Origin of the sequence: Spirosoma endbachense, from assembly GCF_010233585.1 — a bacterium.
Lineage (GTDB): Bacteria > Bacteroidota > Bacteroidia > Cytophagales > Spirosomataceae > Spirosoma > Spirosoma endbachense.
Window position 1 is genome coordinate 945,447 of sequence record NZ_CP045997.1, and the last position, 19,587, is coordinate 965,033.

General features: G+C 50.0%; 14 protein-coding genes. 2 read left to right on the plus strand and 12 right to left on the minus strand.

The window, feature by feature from the left end:
• Positions 1-72: 72 nt before the first annotated feature.
• A complete protein-coding gene (locus GJR95_RS03820) occupies positions 73-1,743 on the plus strand; it encodes a RagB/SusD family nutrient uptake outer membrane protein (protein ID WP_162384629.1) in 1,671 nt (556 codons plus the stop codon).
• Between the two features lie 66 nt (positions 1,744-1,809).
• On the opposite strand, the gene GJR95_RS03825 is transcribed toward GJR95_RS03820, so the two are convergent.
• The 12 genes from GJR95_RS03825 to GJR95_RS03880 form a co-directional block, all read right to left on the minus strand.
• Entirely contained in the window at positions 1,810-2,784 is a 975-nt protein-coding gene (locus GJR95_RS03825; RefSeq protein ID WP_162384630.1) for an XdhC family protein, read from the minus strand.
• Positions 2,747-5,062: a xanthine dehydrogenase molybdopterin binding subunit gene (locus tag GJR95_RS03830; RefSeq protein WP_162384631.1), complete on the minus strand. Its 2,316-nt coding sequence runs from the start codon at positions 5,060-5,062 to the stop codon at positions 2,747-2,749. Before GJR95_RS03830 ends, GJR95_RS03825 begins: the two co-directional genes overlap by 38 nt.
• Before the next feature lie 54 nt (positions 5,063-5,116).
• Entirely contained in the window at positions 5,117-6,532 is a 1,416-nt protein-coding gene (locus GJR95_RS03835; RefSeq protein ID WP_162384632.1) for an FAD binding domain-containing protein, read from the minus strand.
• Positions 6,533-6,625: 93 nt separating this feature from the next.
• Positions 6,626-7,981: a uracil-xanthine permease family protein gene (locus GJR95_RS03840; protein ID WP_162384633.1), complete on the minus strand. Its 1,356-nt coding sequence runs from the start codon at positions 7,979-7,981 to the stop codon at positions 6,626-6,628.
• A 17-nt stretch (positions 7,982-7,998) separates the two neighbouring features.
• Positions 7,999-9,267: an NAD-dependent dihydropyrimidine dehydrogenase subunit PreA gene (preA, locus tag GJR95_RS03845; protein ID WP_162384634.1), complete on the minus strand. Its 1,269-nt coding sequence runs from the start codon at positions 9,265-9,267 to the stop codon at positions 7,999-8,001.
• Between the two features lie 85 nt (positions 9,268-9,352).
• The gene (locus GJR95_RS03850) at positions 9,353-10,708 is read right to left on the minus strand and encodes an NAD(P)-dependent oxidoreductase (protein ID WP_162384635.1); all 1,356 of its coding nucleotides are present in this window, start codon (positions 10,706-10,708) and stop codon (positions 9,353-9,355) included.
• Positions 10,709-10,796: 88 nt separating this feature from the next.
• Positions 10,797-11,663, minus strand: a complete 867-nt coding sequence (locus tag GJR95_RS03855; RefSeq protein ID WP_174260184.1) for a nitrilase-related carbon-nitrogen hydrolase — start codon at positions 11,661-11,663, stop codon at positions 10,797-10,799.
• A 93-nt stretch (positions 11,664-11,756) separates the two neighbouring features.
• On the minus strand, positions 11,757-13,139 hold the full coding sequence (gene hydA / locus GJR95_RS03860; protein WP_162384636.1) for a dihydropyrimidinase: 1,383 nt from the start codon (positions 13,137-13,139) through the stop codon (positions 11,757-11,759).
• Positions 13,140-13,369: 230 nt separating this feature from the next.
• Entirely contained in the window at positions 13,370-14,887 is a 1,518-nt protein-coding gene (locus GJR95_RS03865) for an NCS1 family nucleobase:cation symporter-1 (RefSeq protein WP_162384637.1), read from the minus strand.
• A 94-nt stretch (positions 14,888-14,981) separates the two neighbouring features.
• Positions 14,982-16,025, minus strand: a complete 1,044-nt coding sequence (locus GJR95_RS03870; RefSeq protein WP_162384638.1) for a nucleoside hydrolase — start codon at positions 16,023-16,025, stop codon at positions 14,982-14,984.
• A 59-nt stretch (positions 16,026-16,084) separates the two neighbouring features.
• On the minus strand, positions 16,085-17,449 hold the full coding sequence (locus tag GJR95_RS03875) for an aminotransferase class III-fold pyridoxal phosphate-dependent enzyme (RefSeq protein WP_162384639.1): 1,365 nt from the start codon (positions 17,447-17,449) through the stop codon (positions 16,085-16,087).
• Between the two features lie 33 nt (positions 17,450-17,482).
• Entirely contained in the window at positions 17,483-18,940 is a 1,458-nt protein-coding gene (locus GJR95_RS03880; protein ID WP_162384640.1) for a CoA-acylating methylmalonate-semialdehyde dehydrogenase, read from the minus strand.
• A gap of 108 nt (positions 18,941-19,048) precedes the next feature.
• Between GJR95_RS03880 and GJR95_RS03885 the strand changes: the two genes are divergently transcribed.
• On the plus strand, positions 19,049-19,519 hold the full coding sequence (locus GJR95_RS03885) for an Lrp/AsnC family transcriptional regulator (RefSeq protein ID WP_162384641.1): 471 nt from the start codon (positions 19,049-19,051) through the stop codon (positions 19,517-19,519).
• Positions 19,520-19,587 lie beyond the last annotated feature (68 nt).

Consider the following 19,587-nt stretch of genomic DNA (forward strand, 5'->3'; position numbering starts at 1 on the left):
GACTGATAAGTTCATCACTGCTGTAAGGACTATGTGTCCCGGTTTAAAACCTTACTGGTCTAACCAAAAATCATGAAAAAGTCTTTTATAATCACCTTGATACTAACCAGTCTGATCAGCCTCAACAGCTGTACAGACCTGACCGAGAATGTGCTCGACGAAGCCTCGGCAACCGGCTTAACGGACAAACAGGCTGCCGATGGGAACATCGCCCCGGTGTATGCGCGTCTACCGGATTTATTTACGCACACAAACTACTTCGCCATTCAGGAGATTTCGACCGACGAAGCTATTCTGCCTTATCGGGGTGGAACCGACTGGGGCGACAATGGTATTTATATCGCCCTGCATCAGCATACGCACACCAGCACAGATCCGAACATCCGGAATACGTGGCTGGTCCTGGCGCAGGGTATTTCGCGAGCGGTGACGGCGCTGAATACCCTGCCTACCAACAAGGATTCGAACGCTAAAATCTACATTGCCGAAGCACGGGGTATGCGTGCCTACTACAATATGCTGATGCTCGACCTGTTCGGGCTGGTATTTGTAAAGGAGGACGCAGAGGCAGTCTCGCAAATTCTTCGCGGTGAACAGGCACTGGAATACGTGAAAAATGAGCTTCTGGCGGTTGAACCCGACCTGCTGACGACGGTTGGCCCCGGTCGGTTGACTAAAGGGGCGGTATGGGGGCTGCTGGCTCGGTTGTACCTGAACGCGGCTGTCTATCGCGACCGGTTTGCTACCCAGTTTACATTCAAACCTGAAGACATGGACAAGGTGGTGGAATACAGCGATAAGATCATCAGTTCTAATCAGTACCAGTTGTCCAAGGATTACTTCTCAATTTTCAACGACAACAACCACGATAATAAAGAGCTGATTTTTGCCGTTGACCAGCGTGCCGAGCTGAATGGCCACAATCGTCTGGCCTATTTCTCGATATCAGGCGATCAGTTTCCACTACCTGCCTTCCCGGCTGCCAACGGCACCGACGGACCAGCTATAACGCCGGATTTCTACCGTACCTGGGTGAATGCCTACGCCCCCAATGACCCGGCTGGGGTTGATCCTCGCTTTTATAAAAAGAACATGACCCTTCCTGCCGACTCCTGTATGGCAGCCAGCGATATTGTTATGGACCGGGGCATTCTGCGGGGCCAGCAATATGGGTTGCTCCGGGTAAACGGTGCGTTTGTCCGGTGTGGTAACAATTATCGGGTCGGTAAACTCTTCTACGTGACCCGTAACCGACCGACCTTGCCGGTAAGTTTCCCCGAGCAGGTCGATTTTTCTGTAGCGGGTAGTAATTACAACACGGGCTATCGGGTATTGAAGTATGAGTTTGGTAAAAAATCACAATCGGGCCGGAACCTGGGTGATGCCGACATTGCCATCGTCCGTCTGGCCGATGTGTATCTGATGCGCGCCGAGGCTAAGCTCCGTAAAGGCAACGATGCCGCCAGTGCCCTGGCCGATGTGAATACGGTTCGGGCTTCGCGTACCTCCGGTGCACCTGCCCTGACCAGTATGAATATCGACCTGCTGCTACGCGAACGTGGTTTTGAGTTGTACTGGGAAATGGTCCGTCGGAGCGACCTGGTTCGGTTTGGTAAATACGAAGGCACCTGGACCGAGAAGACCAATGCCGATAAGCTGAAACGGGTTTTCCCGATTCCGCAGACGGCCATCGACGGAGCATCTAACCTGCCCGGCTATCTGAAGCAAAATGAAGGCTATTAATCAGAATTAGTGACGTGTCCTTATAGTTCAGCACCCCTAAGCGACTAATGACCGCTTAGGGGTTTGCTATTTTGTATTCTTCACCCGAATGATCTCTGCGGCAATGCTAATCGCGATTTCTTCGGGTGTCTGGCTGTTAATAGGCAGCCCAATCGGGGCATAGATGCGCTTTAGCTTTTCTTCGCTGATTCCCTCCGCCCGATAGTCGGAGAATAGCTTCTTAATTTTGGCCTTACTGCCCAGTACGCCCAAATAGGTCAACTCTTTATTTAGGAGCGCTCTGATTGCCAGATCGTCGGTGCGATAGCCGAATGTCATCACCACTACATAGTGATGCGTCCCGGAAGAAATATGACTGGACAATTCGTCATAACTATTGACCACCGTTTTCTCATGGGTTATATCGTTTAGCATCATCGTGTGCAGGTTTGAACGATCATCGAACACGTGAATGTAAAAATCCATCAGACTCATCATTCTGGATAAGGCCAATGCACAATGGCCTCCCCCGATAATGAAAAGCTGGTTTTTATAGCCAATGCGCTCCTGATACAGCCATTCCTGCTCCGACTGCATCGTGAACTGGTAGTCAACCTCAGGGAGCTTATTGGCAGAAAACTGAATACCTGTGGGCGATAACGTAAGCAAGCCGTTTTGGTGCTGTTGCAGGCAGTCTATAATACCTTGAATAGCTAGCGCATCGTTCGGCTGAATCCGGTAAATCAGAATCGTTTGGTCGCCGGAGCAGATCATGCCGCTCTGATTGCTGATCGCACTTTTGTCGTGGTACTGTGTCCGGATCGAAAGCGTAGGTTCAGTTGGTTGATTCGTCAGTTTTTCTTTCGCCAGTTCCACGAACTTGTGCTCCATGATACCCCCACCAATGGAGCCTTCCATGTCGCCAGCCGCATTGACAGCCATCAGAAAACCCTGCCTGCCTGGGCTGCTGCCGTGACTTTCCAGTACGTACAAGAGCATGACTGGCAGCTTCTGCTGAATGCTTTTAAGGATTGATTTCCAGACTATTAGCTGTGTGGTCATTAGCAAAAGGCATGGTGCTACGAATTGCATTGGCGTTATACAATGCCAGCAGGACTTTTTCGGGCGTCATGGGTGCATCAAACGGGATTATAGCGGTCGGATTAAATGCCAGAACGGCCTTGCGTAACGCAAAATAAGCGCCAATGCCGTACATCAACGGCGGCTCGCCAACGGCTTTCGACCGGAAAATGGCCAGGTTGTCCTGTTCCGTTTTCAGCGGCTCGATGATAATCTGTTTCGGTACCGAATAGATATCCGGCACTTTGTAGGTAGACAGCGCATTGGAACGCAATCGGCCTGCTTTATCGAAAACCACTTCTTCCATTGTCATCCAGCCGATGCCCTGCACGATGCCCCCTTCAATCTGACCACGGTCGACCAGTGGATTCATGCTAACGCCAAAATCATGCACTACTTTGACCGCATCTACTTCATACGTGCCCCGCAGGCAATCGACAGTCACTTCCACGATAGCTGAACCGTAGACATGGTAGGCAAACGGATGCCCCTTTTCTTTGGTCGCATCGTAATGAATGTCGGGAGTAGCATAATGGGCGTGTTCTGACAGGCTGACGCGCTTCGTGTAAGCGGCCATTACCAGCCGCTGCCAGTACCAGTCTGTCTTCTTGTCGCCCCAATAAACAAACTCGTCTTTCAGGGTGATTTCATCAACACGAACCTGCAATTCCTCGGCTGCTACGGCCTTAAGGCGTTGGATAATGCTGGTACAGGCCATCTCTACGGCTTTCCCGTTCAGGTCAGCGGTTGCACTGGCAGCGGAGGGCGATGTGTTGGCTATCCGGTAGGTACTTGTCGAGTGCAGTTTTATCCGCTCCGACTGGATGGAAAGCACATGAGCAGCGACTTGCACCATTTTTGTGTTCACACCCTGACCCATCTCGACGGCACCCGTGCTGACGCCCACGCTACCATCGGTATACACGTGTACCAACGCCCGCGCCTGATTCATGCGGGTATTCGTGAACGAGATGCCAAAGCAGACCGGCATAAGTGCCAGACCTTTTTTGTATAACGCACTGGTGTCATTAAACGCGGCTATTTGCCCACGGATTACATCGATTTCGTATACGTCCTGAGCTTTGTTCCAGCAGATGTGCGATTCGCTCACCGCTTTTTGCCCATACGGAAATTCATCGCCGGTTTTATTGAGGTTTTTTGCCTGAATAATGGCTGCATCAACTCCCAGCGATTCAGCCGCTTTGGTAATGGCCGCTTCGATGACAAACATACCCTGAGGGCCGCCAAATCCCCGAAAGGCAGTGTTAGGCGGAAGATTTGTCCGGCAGCAATAAGCCGTTGCCGTTACATTCGGGATAAAATAGCTGTTCGTGCAGTGAAACAACGTACGTTCCATCACGGCTGGCGACAGATCGGCCGCGGCACCCGCATTTTGATAGAAAGTCGCTTCATACGCAACAATCTTCAGGTCGTTGTCAAGCCCAATTTTGAAGTCGGAGGAGTAGGGGTGACGCTTTCCCGTCATGGCCATATCTTCCATTCGATGCAGGGCGTATTTGACGGGTTTTCGGAGTACATGTGCTGCCAGTGCGCACAGAGCCGCCCACATATTGGCCTGATCCTCTTTGCCCCCAAAGCCACCGCCTAAACGCGTAACATCGACATCAATCTGGTGCATCGGCAAACCCGACGACCGGGCTACGGCCCGTTGCACGGCCGTCGGGCCTTGGGTAGACGAATACAATTTTATGCCGTTGTTCTCCTGAGGAACCGCATAAGCGCCCTGCGTTTCGATGTATAAATGCTCCTGACCGTTGGTGTCGGCGGTTCCGTCAAAAATGTAAGCACATTGCTCCCAGGCAGTAGCCGTGTCACCCAGTCGGAACGTTCGCGGACGAATGATTAATTCGTCGAGTGCCTGTGCCTCGCGGGGGTCGGTGATGACAGGTAGCGGGTCTATGTCGACCGTTATTTTTTTGACCGCAGCACGGGCTTCATCGTCGGTTTCTGCGACTACAAAAGCAATCGGCATACCGCAGTAATGAACATGCTGTTCGGCCAGCAGCGGTTCGTCGGGGACGATGCCGCCAATCTGATTTTCGCCGGTTACGTCTTTATAGGTCAGAATACGCACGACACCGGGCATTGCTTCGGCATCGGTCAGATCAAGGTGCCGAATGACACCATGCGCAACCGGCGAACCAAAGGCTGCTCCAAACAACGTACCGCGAATCACCGGAATATCGTCCAGATAAATCGACTCGCCCCTTACGTGTGTTCTGGAATCTATATTTTTCATTTCTTTTTAGAAAATGAGTGGAGAGTAACTAGTTGAATGTTAGGTATCTACGTGCTATTGGGCGAGCAATTGCTTCACATTCAACTCCGGGAATAGCTTTATAAAATGCGCTTTGATCAGTTGACTAAGCAATAAACGCTTATAGGCTTCTGTACCGCGCGCATCGCTGATTGGGGCAATTTCAGTTTGAGCAATGGCTGTGGATTCAATGATCAATTCCTCCGTTATCGGCTTCCCGGTTAGAAATTGTGCCGTTTTTGCCAATTGTTTCGGAATGGGTGCGACACCTCCGGCCGACAATCTGGCGCTGGTAATGACATCATTGGCTACTGTAATAAAAATGGCTGAGTTAACACTGGCAATGTCGAGGTGGGTCCGTTTGCTGACTTTCTCAAAATTGAAACGTGCGCGTGCATCAGGCAATTCAAACCGGATCTGTTCCAGCTGTTCTTCCGGGCTTTTGTCCAGCGTTTTGTAGCCCTGGTACAGATTTCGAAGGGGTAGTTCCCGCGATGTAGTGCCATCATTCAACGTCAAGGTAGCGTCTAAGGCCAGAAAGAAAATCGTGAAATCACCGATGGGTGAGGCATTGATGAAGTTGCCTCCGATGGTCGCCATATTGCGAATCGGTGTAGACGACACCAGCTTTGTGTACGCGTTGAAATCGGAGAAATGGGCCAGCATTACCGGTGATTCGATCAGGTCAGTTACCGTCGTTGACGGACCAATTACGCAGTGGTTACCAATCTGGGAAATTCCCTTTAAATCAGCATTATCGAACAGAAATCGGATGGATGCATCCTTAATTTCGTCATGTTTCTGTACATATAAATCCGTGCCACCACCAACGCGCTGAGCAACTGGATTGTCATTGGCCAGTTCGCCGTTCAGCCCTAAGGCCATTACCTGCAACCGTTCCTGAATACCAGAAAAATAGGCGGGCAAAATGCCTTGCTTTGTGGCAAAGGTAACTGGATCTTCAGCGCTGCGTTGCTTTAAACGATTGGCGACGCGACCGGCTGCCCGTTCAATGGACTTGTAGCCGGTGCACCGACATATATTTCCGTCAACGGCGGCAATGGCATTTTGTGGCGTTGGCACTGTCTTGCTCAGGCAAAATCCCGCCATCGACATCACAAAACCCGGTGTGCAAAACCCGCATTGCGTCGCTGATTCGTCGGCCATAGCCTGTTGCACAGGATTCAGCTCGTCCATATTGACACCTTCGATGGTTACGATGTGCTTCCCATGCGCATTTCCCAGCGGCATCAGGCAGGATGTTGCCGATCGATACCGCAATTCCCCATGTTTTAATTCGCCTACAACGACGGTGCATGCGCCACAATCGCCCTCACGGCAACCGATTTTTGTGCCGGTCAGGTCTTGATGATAGCGTACAAAATCGAGCACCGGCGTACCAGATGGCATCGCCGTACTGACTTCTTTATTATTTAGGATGAATTTTATCAAGGATATTTACTTTGTCTGACTATTTGGAGTGCTGATAAAATGCTGATCTACGTTTGTTTCGCTTAATGGCGCTAAACAAACGTGATTTACAATTTACAACATTTCGGCAGGTTCTTCTTTCAGTTTCTGCGCTTTATTTCCGGTTGGTATGAGCAGATTGAGGAGTAATGCAACCAATCCGCCAGCCGAAACGCCCGATTCCAGAAACGTCTGAACCACACCGGGCAATGTCTTTAGCCACTCTTCCTGCGAAGGAACACCAATGCCAACACCCAAAGCGATGGCAGCAATGAGCGCATCCCGTTGCGATAATCCTCCTGAAACCATCAGGCGTAATCCCGATACGGCCACCAGACCAAAGAGCATAAGGGCAAGCGCACCCAACACACAGGGCGGCATGACGGTAATCCAACGACCTACGGGCGGAAAGAGACCGAGACAAAGCAGGATAATGGCCATGATCCAACCGATGCGCCGGGCGGCAACACCTGTCATCTGAATCACCCCGTTATTCTGCGCATACGTTGCACTGGGAAAACCACCGAACAGCGTCGAACCAATGCAGGTAAGACCATCGGCTAAAATACCCCCACGAATCCGACGCCAGTGATCAGGGCCATCGGTAGGTAAGCCAGATAGTTGAGAGGTCGCCGTAATGTCGCCCATGGCTTCCAGTACGCACACGAGATAGATAAATGCAAACGGAAACAGCAACTCCCATTTGAATGCCAACCCGTACGGAAAAAGCTGGGGAACCGTGATCCATGAACCGCTACCTTGAGCTGGGCTTTGCAGCCACCCCATCAGCCCACATATTGTATAGCCCGTTACGACCCCAACCAGCACGGCGGCCATACGTGCCCAGGCTTTTCCAATCGACTGAGCAATCACCATGACCACAATAACGACCAGGGCAATCAACCCGCCACTCCAGGCCGGTGCGCCTTCAGCGGGTAATCGGGCAATGCTACGCATACCCGTAGGAATCAGCGAAAGTCCGATTAGCAACACAACAATACCGGAAACCAGGGGCGTAAATACGCGCTTCAGCTTTGGCAAAAAGGGCGCGAGGGCAAGTTGTACGGGCGTTCCGGCCAGTGACATGCCCACCATGAGCGGCAGTCCTCCCGTTGTACCTGCCTGAATCAGCGGTGCCAGAAACGCAAAACTGGTGCCTGTAATGCTGAGTAGTCCGGAACCAATAACGCCAAACCGCATTGTTTGCAGAAACGTACCCAGGGCCGATGCAACCAGTGCCATACTGACCAGATAAGCCGTGTCCTGCGGGCTGATGGATAAAATGCCCGACAGGATCAGTGCTGGCGTGATGGTTCCCACAACCATTGCCCCAACCTGTTGTAAACTGACCAGGAGCGCCGGAATCAGAGGAACTTTATCTTCCAGACCGTAAACGAGACGGGTAGTTTGCGCGTTAACGGGTTCGCTCATCGGTTGGGCTGCTTTTGTTAATGATCGTTCAAGGGCAAACCGCGCCGTTGAAATTCTTTCCAGTTCAGGTATTCGTCACCTTTGCGTTGCTCTACCATCGTGATACAACTGTCAACGGGACATACTAATTTACACAAATTACAGCCAACACACTCATCTTCTTTAATTGAATAGGTGTTGTAGGGATTGCCGTACGACAGATTAATCGACTGGTGGGAGGTGTCTTCGCAGGCGATGTAGCACAAACCACAGTGAATGCACTTGTCCTGGTCGATATTCGCGACGATGTGGTAATTGATATCGAGGTCTTCCCAATGAGTAATGGTTGGCACGGATTTGCCAATAAAGTCATCGAGGGTTTTGAAGCCTTTTTCGTCCATCCAGTTGTTCATGCCATCGCACATGTCTTCAATGATGCGGAAGCCATGCTTCATGACCGCCGTACAGACCTGAACGTTTGACGCTCCCAGTAACATAAACTCAACAGCATCTTTCCACGTACTGACACCGCCAATTCCAGAAATAGGCATTCGTGACGTGATGGGGTCCTGGGCAATGGTTGTCAGCATTTTCAGCGCAATCGGTTTGACGGCTGGGCCGCAATAACCGCCATACACCGACTTCCCTGCTACATATGGATTTGGCACGAATGTGTCCAGATCGACGCCGGTAATTGACTGGATCGTGTTGATGAGCGATAGCGCATTCGTACCCCCTTCGACCGATGCACGGCCTGTCGGCACCACCGAATGTACGTTGGGCGTCAGCTTTGTAATAACCGGCAGAGTCGCTTTTTCCATGACCCATTCAACGACCATTTTGGCAATCTCCGGGTCCTGACCAACTGCTGCGCCCATGCCACGCTCGGTCATTCCGTGTGGACAGCCGAAATTCAGTTCGAGGCCGTGGGCACCCGTATCTTCAACCTGAGCAATTAATTCGTGCCACTTCTCGCGGCTATTGTCGGCCATGAGCGACACAATCATCGCCCGGTCAGGAAACAGGCGAACGCATTCGGCGATCTCGCGTAGGTTGATATCGAGCGGTCGGTCGGAAATGAGTTCGATGTTATTGAATCCCATAACCTTGGAGCCACCGTAATCAACCGCCGAATAGCGAGACGACACGTTTTTAACCTGGCTGCCTAATGTTTTCCAGACCACTCCGCCCCAGCCCGCTTCAAAAGCTCTCAGGACATTATATTGTTTATCCGTCGGGGGGGCGCTCGCCAGCCAGAACGGATTTGGCGATTTGATGCCGAGGAAATTTGCGCTTAAATCTGCCACGTTTTCAATGAGTGAATGGGCGAAAGATTGAATGAGTGAAATAACTGGCTAGATGGTTCACTGGAACGTCAGCCCGCTCTTTCGCTCATTCACTCGCTCGCTCTTTATACATAAAACCTAATATCGCTTTTGCCCCATCCTTGCCTGCCTGAACAGCATCGACCACCTCTTTGCCGCCGTTTACGCAGTCGCCACCAGCAAATACACCCGGAATATTCGTGGCGCAGTTGCTGTCGATAGCGATCTTCCCTTTCCAGTTGTTGAGCTGGTTGCTATCGACCAGGTCTTCAAACGGAACCTGCCCCGCAGCTTTGATAACCATATCGACGTTCAGCGTAATGGTCTCGCCTGTTTCAATCGGGGTCCGGCGGCCGCTGGTATCGGGTACACCTAATTCCATTACGTTGCAGATCAGTTGCGTAACCTGTCCATTTTCCCCTTTGATTTCTTTGGGCGATGCCAGCCAGATAAGGCTACAGCTATCTAGTTTTGCCAGATTTAGCTCAACTTCGGTAGAGGGCATTTCGGCCTGCGTTCGACGATAAACGATGGTTACTTCTTTGGCCCCCAGTCGCTTAGCTTGTGTAGCTGCATCAATAGCAGTCATGCCGAGGCCAATGACGGCGACCCGATCACCAACGGGTACGGATGGATAGCCTTTCTCGCGGATGTCGTAAATGAAACGGATGGCGTCCTCAACACCTGCTAAATCTTCGCCGGGAATAGCCAGTTGTCTCGCAACACCAACGCCAATGCCAATGTATACGGCGTCGTAATTGGCCTGAAGGTCGGCTAGTGATACATTTTTGCCCAACTCCTGCTCATACTTAATCTCAATCCCGCCTAACGATGTGATGAAATTGACTTCGTCCTCGCAGAACTCCGGCGTCACCTTGTAAGCCGCAATACCATAGGTCATCAGACCACCGCCTTTACGTTCTTTCTCAAAGATGGTCACATCGATGCCTTCCCGGCTCAGGACGTGAGCACAGCTTAAGCCCGCCGGACCAGCCCCTATAACTGCTACTTTTCGCCCGGTCGATGGTTTGCGCTGAAACAACGGCCATTTGTGGTCAATGGCCTTTTCGGTGGAATAACGTTGCAGTTTGGCAATCGGAATGGGAGGCTCGTCCATCAAATTAAAGACGCAGGAACCTTCACATAATTTCTCGACCGGGCAAACTTTCGAGCAGCCACCCCCCATAATGTTGGCATCAAGAATGGTGTAGGCCGATCCTTTGATGTTATCGGTGGTAATCTGCTTGATGAATTTGGGGATATTGATGCTTGTCGGGCAGCTTTTCGTGCACGGGGCATCATAACAAAACAGACAACGATTCGCGTCCACCAGAGCTGCTTCCCGTGAGTCGAAAGGCGGGTGGATGTCGCTGAAGTTTTGCTCGTATTGTTCAGCCGTTAATCGGTTATTGGTTATTGCCATATTGTGAATGGATAATGCAGATGGACTTCTCAGGCAGACTCCACTAGAAATGGATTTCTGCATGATGCATTATCCATTTTATAGTCATTTACAATTCAACCAGCTTATCATAGGTCTCCGGACGCCGATCGCGGAAGAACTGCCAGACATTACGAACTTCTTCGATCATGTCCAGATCAAAATCGGCGATCAGCAATTCGTCTTTATCTTCCGAAGCTGTGGCGAAGATTTGACCACGTGGATCAACGAAATAAGATGAGCCATAGAATCGGCCGAGATTCCAGGGTTTTTCTTCGCCAACCCGGTTGATACATCCCATAAAATAGCCGTTGGCAGCAGCATGGGCAGGTTGTTCCAGTTTCCAGAGGTATTGCGATAAACCAGCTACCGTTGCCGACGGATTGTAGACAATTTCGGCACCATTCAGACCTAAACAGCGGGCACCATCCGGGAAGTGGCGGTCATAGCAGATATACACACCAATTTTCGCATAGCGGGTTTGAAAAACCGGATAGCCCAGATTGCCGGGTTTGAAGAAAAACTTCTCCCAGAAACCCGACGTATGGGGTATGTGATTCTTGCGATATTTGCCCAAATAGGTTCCGTCGGCGTCGATCACAGCTGCCGTGTTATACAGGATTCCTGCCTGCTCTTTTTCGTAGACGGGAACAATGATGACCATGTTGTATTTTTTGGCATATTCGGCCATCAGGTCCGTCGTGGGTCCCGGAACTGATTCTGCCGAAGCATACCAGGCACTGTTCTGCCCCGGACAGAAATAGGGAGTATTGAAAATTTCCTGTAAACACAGAATCTGAACCCCTTTCTGACCGGCTTCATCAATAAGCGGCAGATGCTTCTCGACCATCGCTTCCTTGATTTCATCAATTGTACCTTCGCCTTCGGTCTTCGGCAGACTCATTTGTATCAATCCCGACTTAATAATTCGTGGCATGCTTACGTAGAAGTTAATGATCTTTTTGTCCCGGCTCCAGCCATTGGGTTCAACGATAGTGGCCAGGAAAAAACACCGAATTATAAAAATACCCTAGATCTTTCCGCTCACTTTATTGCGTTTAATAAATTGGCCATAACCTTTGTCGGCCAGGCATTTATCGTCGTCGATAACAACTTTACCACGCAGCAAAACAGTTTTGACTTTGCCCGTTAGCTCCCATCCTTCGTAGCCTGAATAATCGACATTCATATGGTGGGTTTTGGCCGAGAGCGTGTGCGTTTCGTTTGGATCGAAGATGACAATGTCGGCATCGCTACCAATCGCGATCGTTCCTTTTCGCGGGAACATACCAAAGATTTTAGCCGGATTTGTGCAGGCAACCTCAACGTATTTGTTCGGTGTGATCTTACCCTTGTGAACACCTTCACTATAGAGCAATTCCATGCGATTTTCGATGGCCGGATGCCCGTTCGGAATTTTCGAGAAATCATCTTTGCCCATCAGTTTCTGCTCCCACATGAACGGGCAATGATCGGTGGCCACGATCTGCACTAAACCCTGGTTGATACCGGCCCAGAGCGATTGCTGGTCTTTCTTTTCCCGCAACGGCGGACTCATGACCCATTTGGCCCCCTCGAAATTAGACTCGTACAATGATGCATCGAGAATGAGGTATTGGATACAGGTTTCGACAAACACTTTCTGATTACGCCGGGTGGCGTTTCGAACGGCATTCAGAGCACCTTCGCAGGTCATGTGAACGATGTAGCCGGGGCAGCCGGTATAGTCGGCCATGTCAGCGAAACGGCCACTGGCTTCAGCTTCCGTCACTTCGGGCTGCGAGAGGTAATGATACAGCGGAGCCAACTTGCCTTCAGACCGGTGTTTGGCCGTCAGGTAATCGATGACATCGCCGTTGGTCGCATGAACCGTAACCATACCGCCTTGCTTTTTCACCTCCTGCATCAGACCAATCATTTGCCGGTCGTCAATCATCAACGCCCCTTTGTAGGCCATAAAGGTTTTGAACGAAGTAATTCCTTCAGTTTCAACCATCTCCTTTATTTCGGCCTTCGTATCTTCATTAAAATCAGTCACGGCCATATGGAAACTGTAGTCGCCTACGGTAGTGCCACGGGCACGGGAGTTCCAGTCGGCAAGCGCTTCTTTCAGCGAATGCCCCTGTTTTTGCAAGACGAAATCAATAACCGTAGTCGTGCCGCCAAAGAGAGCTGCACGGGTACCCGTTTCATGCGTATCGCTTGAGAACGTCCCCATGAACGGCATAGCCAAATGCACATGCGGGTCGATGCCACCAGGAAATACCAGTTTCCCTGACGCGTCGATGGTCGAATCGGCCTCAACGGGCAGATTCTTACCGATGGCGCTAATCGTTTCGCCTTCCACGAAAATATCGGCAACGTAATCGTCTGTAGCCGTAACAATCCGACCGTTTTTAATCAAAATGCTCATTTAATCAATTATTTTCTCTGCGATTCATTGCGTTTCCCCTTCGTGTCCTTTGCGGTAAAAAATAAAAACTAACCGCAGAGAACACGAAGGAGAAACGCAATGAATCGCAAAGGTTTATAAGCCGTTTACAACTCGCCTAATACCATCTTTTAGCCTTATGCGACACTTCATTTCCGTCATACAACTTCGTTTACTTTGTGGTATAAGTTGGTTTTTAGCTGCACAGAAATTTAAATAGATAAATTCTCTGTGTTCTTTGCGAAGAGCTTTGTGTCCTTTGCGGTAAAAATACTGTTTCTCATTAGCCCCAAATACACTAACCCGCTCACCAAAAAACCGACGAACCAGGCGTAATTATAAAGGTGCGAAATCCAGCCAGGAACGCTGTCGGCCGGAATCACCTGAATGGTCGTCAGAAAGCCCGGAATATTGGGCAGTATACCCGCGAGTAAGGCAATAATAGCAGCCGGGTTAAACCCGTTTTTGTAGGTATACCTGCCTGATTCGCTGTATAGATCGCTCAGTACCAGTTGCTGTTTGCGCAGGAAGAAATAATCGGCGATCATGATGCCACCAACCGGCCCGAGTAAGCTGGAATAACCCACTAACCAGGTAAAAATGAATCCGGTTGGGTCGGCAATTAACTTCCAGGGGAAAATTAAAATGCCAATGATACCTGTAATGTAGCCGCCTTTCCGAAAATCAATTTTCGACGGTGCCAGATTCGCAAAATCGTTAGCCGGACTAACAATATTGGCCGCAATGTTCGTTGCCAGGGTCGAAATGGCCACCGCAATCATAGCGATGCTGACCAGCAGTTTACTATCAAATTTTCCGGCCAGAACGAGCGGGTCCCAGATGGTTGTCCCGTAAATAATAGTCGTTGCTGAGGTAACGACAACGCCAATAAACGAAAACAATGTCATGGCCGGAGGTAGCCCAATAATCTGACCGCGTACCTGGGCTCGCTGGCTGGTTGCATAGCGCGTAAAATCCGGAATGTTCAGCGACAGAGTGGCCCAGAAACCGACCATGCCGGTTAGGGCTGGAAAGAAAAAGGCAAAGAACTCCGCCGAGGTCGTGAATTTGGCCGGTTGCTCGAGAATAGGCCCAAGACCGTTTCCGGCCGAAATGGCCCACCAGAGCAGTGCCAGCGCGGCAACAGGCAGAAAAAATGCCTTGAATACCAGCAATTTTCTGATGCTTTCGACACCAAGATAAACGACATACATATTCAGCAGCCAGAACAAAAAGAAGCAAATGGCAGGGCCGGTTTGTAAGCCAAACGAAACGGGGAACACCTGGGGTAATGTTTCCAGCGACGGAATCCATAGCCGAAGCATTTGGTAGATCGAAAAGCCGCCAATCCAGGTCTGGATGCCGAACCAGCCACAGGCGACAATGGCCCGAAGCATCGCCGGAATATTGGCACCACTGGTTCCGAAACTGGATCGTACCAAAACAGGGAAAGGAATACCGTATTGGGCACCGGCATGACCATTTAATACCATTGGAATCAAAACAATGGTATTGCCCAGAAAGATGGTGAAAATAGCCTGCCACCAGTTCATACCGCCCTGGATAAGTGAACTAGCCATCATATACGTTGGAATACACAAACTCATGCTGATCCAGAGAGCGGCATAATTCCAGGTAGTCCATGTCCGTTTCGACATGGGGATGGGAGCTAAATCCTCGCTATACAGAGCGGATGATTCGTCTACGTTTGCTTCAGTTGCTAACTGCATAATGTCAGATTTACTGTTTCTGGTTTTCTAGTATTGGGTTCGGTCAGGCATAAACCAGTCAACTCAATACCATGAACTGTAAACTACGAACCAATTAACTCATTTTCAACGTATCGAATACCATTTTCTTAAACTTTGCCTCGTCGGCTTCCACGCAGATGGTGGCATTCGGTGGTTTGCCCCAGACGCCCAGCTCGTCGATGGCCAAAGCCCCGAGCGTTAATTCTCCCCGCGTTTCGATATCGACGAAACGCGATACGGATAGCGAAACAATACTGGGGTCGATAACGGCCGCAATGGTAATGGCATCCGGGTGATTAGAGCCATTCATCTTCTGGTGTTCTTTGCAATATTTTCGCCGAATTCGGTTAATCTTCATGAAGAAGTCAGCGTATTTAGTGCCGAGTTTTTCCACTTTCGCGTAGTCGTCATCCGTGAAAACCGAGCTCTTTACGCTCACATCGAAACCAACCGTCGTTATGGGAATTCCCGACTGGAAAACAACGCGGGCCGCTTCCGGATCGACCCACGCATTGTAGGTCGCACCCGGATTGATGTTGCCGTAAAACTTGTAGAAACCACCCATGAAATACAGTTCTTTGACCTTTTTGGCAATGGATGGCTCACGCAACAGCGCCAACGCAACATTGGTGAGCGGACCAATGGCAACAATCGTTATCTCGTTTGGGTATTTATCGACGAGCCGGATAATGGCATCGACGGCGTGTTCTTTCTCTGGTTTTTGCTGCGGATCGGGGAAGAACGAATTACTCATCCCGTCGCTACCGTGTACGTACGTTGCATTCCCGTGGACCTGCCGAACGAGCGGACGGGCAGAACCCTGAAAAACGGGAACCTGGCCGTTCTTTCCGGCTAGCTGAATCGTGTAAAGCGCATTTTTAGTTTGCTGGTCGAACCCCACATTACCACAGGTGATGGTGATGGCCTCGACTTTCAATTTAGGCGAAGTCACGGCCATCAGAACTGCCAGCGCATCATCGGTTGCGGTATCGCTGTCAAGAATAATTCGCTTAACCGGATCTGCTTTACCAATGGACGCAAACGTTGTAGCTGGCAGTAAAGCCGATGCTGTACCTACCGAAAGTGCCCCAATAAATCTGCGTCTTGAAGTGAGCATGCTTGTTACGATTCGATAAACCTATAAGGGCTTTGAGACCTTATAGGTTTATAAAGACCTTATAGGTTTACTGGTTGGTTTACCACGTACTCGTCAGCGATTTTCAGAGCCTCACTGATGATTGCCAGCCCTTCGTCGATTTGTTCTTTCGTGACGCATAGGGGAGGGGCGACGAACACATAACTCCAGCGAACAAAGGTGTACATACCCAACTCCTTGATCCTGGCAGCTACTTTGCTCATAACGGCCATTTCTTCCGGTCTGGCGTTGAAGGGAGCCATTGGTTCTTTCGTCGTCCGGTTTTTGACCAGTTCAAAACAGCCTAACAGGCCGGTATTTCTAAAATCGCCAATGCTCGGATGCCTTTCCATCAGGATAGCCGCCTGTGCATCCATGTATTTGCCCATTTCAACGGCGTTTTCAATCAGATTTTCATCCTCATAAATTTTCAGCGTTTCCAGAGCCGCTGCACAACCAACCGGGTGAGCAGCATAAGTCATACCGGTTGCCAATACGGTATCATCGTAGCGGGCTGCGATTTTATCCGTAACCATCAGGCATCCGAATGGGATATAGCCACTGGTAATACCTTTGGCCATCGTAACCATGTCAGGAACAATACCGTGATTTTCAAAGCCAAACCATTTACCGGTACGGCCAAAACCGCTCATCACTTCGTCGATGATGATCAGAATACCGTGTTTATCGCAGATTTTCCGAACGGCGGCTAAATAGCCAACAGGGTATTGCAGACAACCCGATGTGCCCGACTCACCTTCCAGCATGATGGCGGCTATGTTGCCGGGGCCTTCGTAGGCGATGACCCGTTCCAACTGGGCAACGGAGTCGGTCAGCATACTTTCTTCATCGTGGTTCCAGCGATAACGATACGGGATATCGATGTGTACGAAGTTAGGAGCCTGCTGCGAATCGTCTGGTAGTTTGCGCGGGTCGCCACCAACCGATAAGGTGCCATACGTAGCACCATGATAGGACTGATAGCGGCTTAGAATTTTATGCCGGCCAGTATACAAACGCGCCAGCTTAATAGCCGCTTCATTTGACGTCGCACCGCATAACGTAAAGAAGGCTTTATTTAGATCGCCGGGGCAGATTTCGGCCAGTTTTTTGCCCAATTCACCCCTGACTTTTGTTACGCAGTAGGGAGTTACATAGCTCACCTCCTGCATTTGCTTGACAACTGCTTCCGTAATGCGCTGATTACCATGTCCAATATTGACATTCATCAGGCCCGATGAGAAGTCGATATAACGTTTGTCGTCGTAATCGTACATATAAACTCCTTTGGCAGATTTTACCGCAATGGGTGAAATACCTTTCTGTTTGCTCCAGGCAAATACGGTATAATCGAAACTATCCTGAAGCACTTCCTGCGTTTCAGAAAGCGTTGTTGTGTCAAGCATAAGAAAAAGCGTTAATGGTTAATTTGTCTAAAGTTAGCTCATCCAGTTAATGCCGGCTTCGGGGTTCCATTTGGTTGTGCTTTTTTTGAGCTTCGTCCAGAATTCGATGGAGCTTTTGCCGGTAATATCGCCGACGCCGAAGCGGCTATCATTCCAGCCACCAAACGAAAATGGTTCGCGCGGAACAGGTACGCCCACGTTAACGCCGACCATTCCGGCGCTGGCTTTATCGATCACGTAGCGCGCCATGCCACCGTTTTGAGTAAATACGGAGGCTGCATTGCCGTATGGGTTCGCATTCTCGATGGCCAGCGCTTCATCGACCGTATTTGTCCGCATGATGCTAATGACCGGGCCAAATATTTCTTCCTGAGCAATGGCCATATCTGGTCGTACATAATCAATAACAGTTGGGCCTACATAGGTGCCTTCTTCTTTGCCTTCCACCGTCGGATTACGCCCATCGACCAGCACTTTGGCCCCCTGGCTTTCGGCTTCAGTAATGTATCGCTCAATGCGGTCTTTGGAGGCACGATTGATCACGGCACCCAGATTTTTGCCGGGAACCATCTTCTGGGCTTCTTCACAGAGTTTCTCGATAATGTGATCGACCGGACCAACGGCAACCATGGCCGATGCTGCCATGCACCGCTGACCCGCACAACCCGCCATCGATGCCGTGATGTTTTGTGCCGTCATCCCCGGAATGGCATCGGGTAATACAATCAGGTGATTCTTGGCCCCGCCCAGCGCCAGACAGCGTTTGTAATTGCTGGTTGCCCGCTTATAAACGGCTTTGGCGATTTTTGTGGAACCGACAAATGAAACGGCTTCAATACCCGGATGATCACAGATGGCTTCAACGATTTCCCGATCGCCGTGAACGACGTTGAAGACGCCTTTGGGCAAACCCGCTTCCTGGAGCAGTTCAGCTAGTCGACCTACGCTCAAGGGTACCTTCTCCGAGGGTTTGATAATCATGCAATTACCTAGCGCAATGGCATTCGGAATTGTCCAGTTTGGCACCATACTTGGGAAATTGAACGGAACAATGCTGGCAACGACGCCCAGGGGTACGTGTTCAGTTCGACACTCAACGCCCCGGCTCACTTCCAAAATTTCACCAGTGACGATTTGCGGTAACGAACAAGCAAATTCTGCCAGCTCAGCACCTTTTTCAATTTCGGCAACGGCCTCATCGTAGGTTTTACCATTCTCTTCCTGGACCAGTGCCGCCAATTCGTTGATGTTCTTCTCCAGCAGCGCTTTATAGCGGAAGAAAACCTGTACTCTTTCTTTAATGGTTGTTCTGCTCCAGGCCGGGAAGGCGGCTTTTGCCGCTTTGACGGCAGTATCTAAATCATGGGCAGTCGATAATGGTACGGTCGATAGCAGGGTGCCATCTACTGGTGAAATGACCGCCAGTGTCTGATCCGTTGCCGCATCGATAAACTGACCGTTTATGTAATTCTGTATGGGACTATACTTCATGGTTTTGTTGTAGTTCTGCATTTTTTGCAGAAATATGAAGTGCAAACTAAAAATAATTTAAATCTAAGTCAAATTTTAGCAATATTTTTGCCAGACAAAATCACGGTGATGGAAAAAAATCATAGTACGCTCGACGACCTGGACTTTGCTGTTCTGTCCTGTCTCCAAAAAGACGGCCGGATGTCATTCACAGAAATTGCCGAGCAATTAAATGTATCCGTTGGCACAGCCCGAACCCGACTTAACCGATTAATAGAAGAAGGAATTATTAGTATTGTCGGCCGGGTCGATCCCGATAAAGTAGGATTTCGTGCCTACGCGCACGTTGCCGTATATGTGCGCCCGGCTACGCTGAAAGAGCACGTAGCGCAGGAAATTTCGACCCGGCCTGAAGTTAGTTTTCTGGCCAGTACATCCGGCGATTATGATTTGGAGGTCGATGTCATGTGCCAGACTAATAACGACTTGGTTGAATTCATAAACGAAATTTCAGCAATTGACGGTGTCTATCAAACCAAAACGACGCTTTATTTTAAGGTCTATAAATACGCTCAGCCAGATTTGAATCTGTTAAAGTAAAGATGTTTGCGCCCAAGATTTTTGGGCCATACGATGCCTGTGTCTGGCTACGACAAGGCTACCGAAGG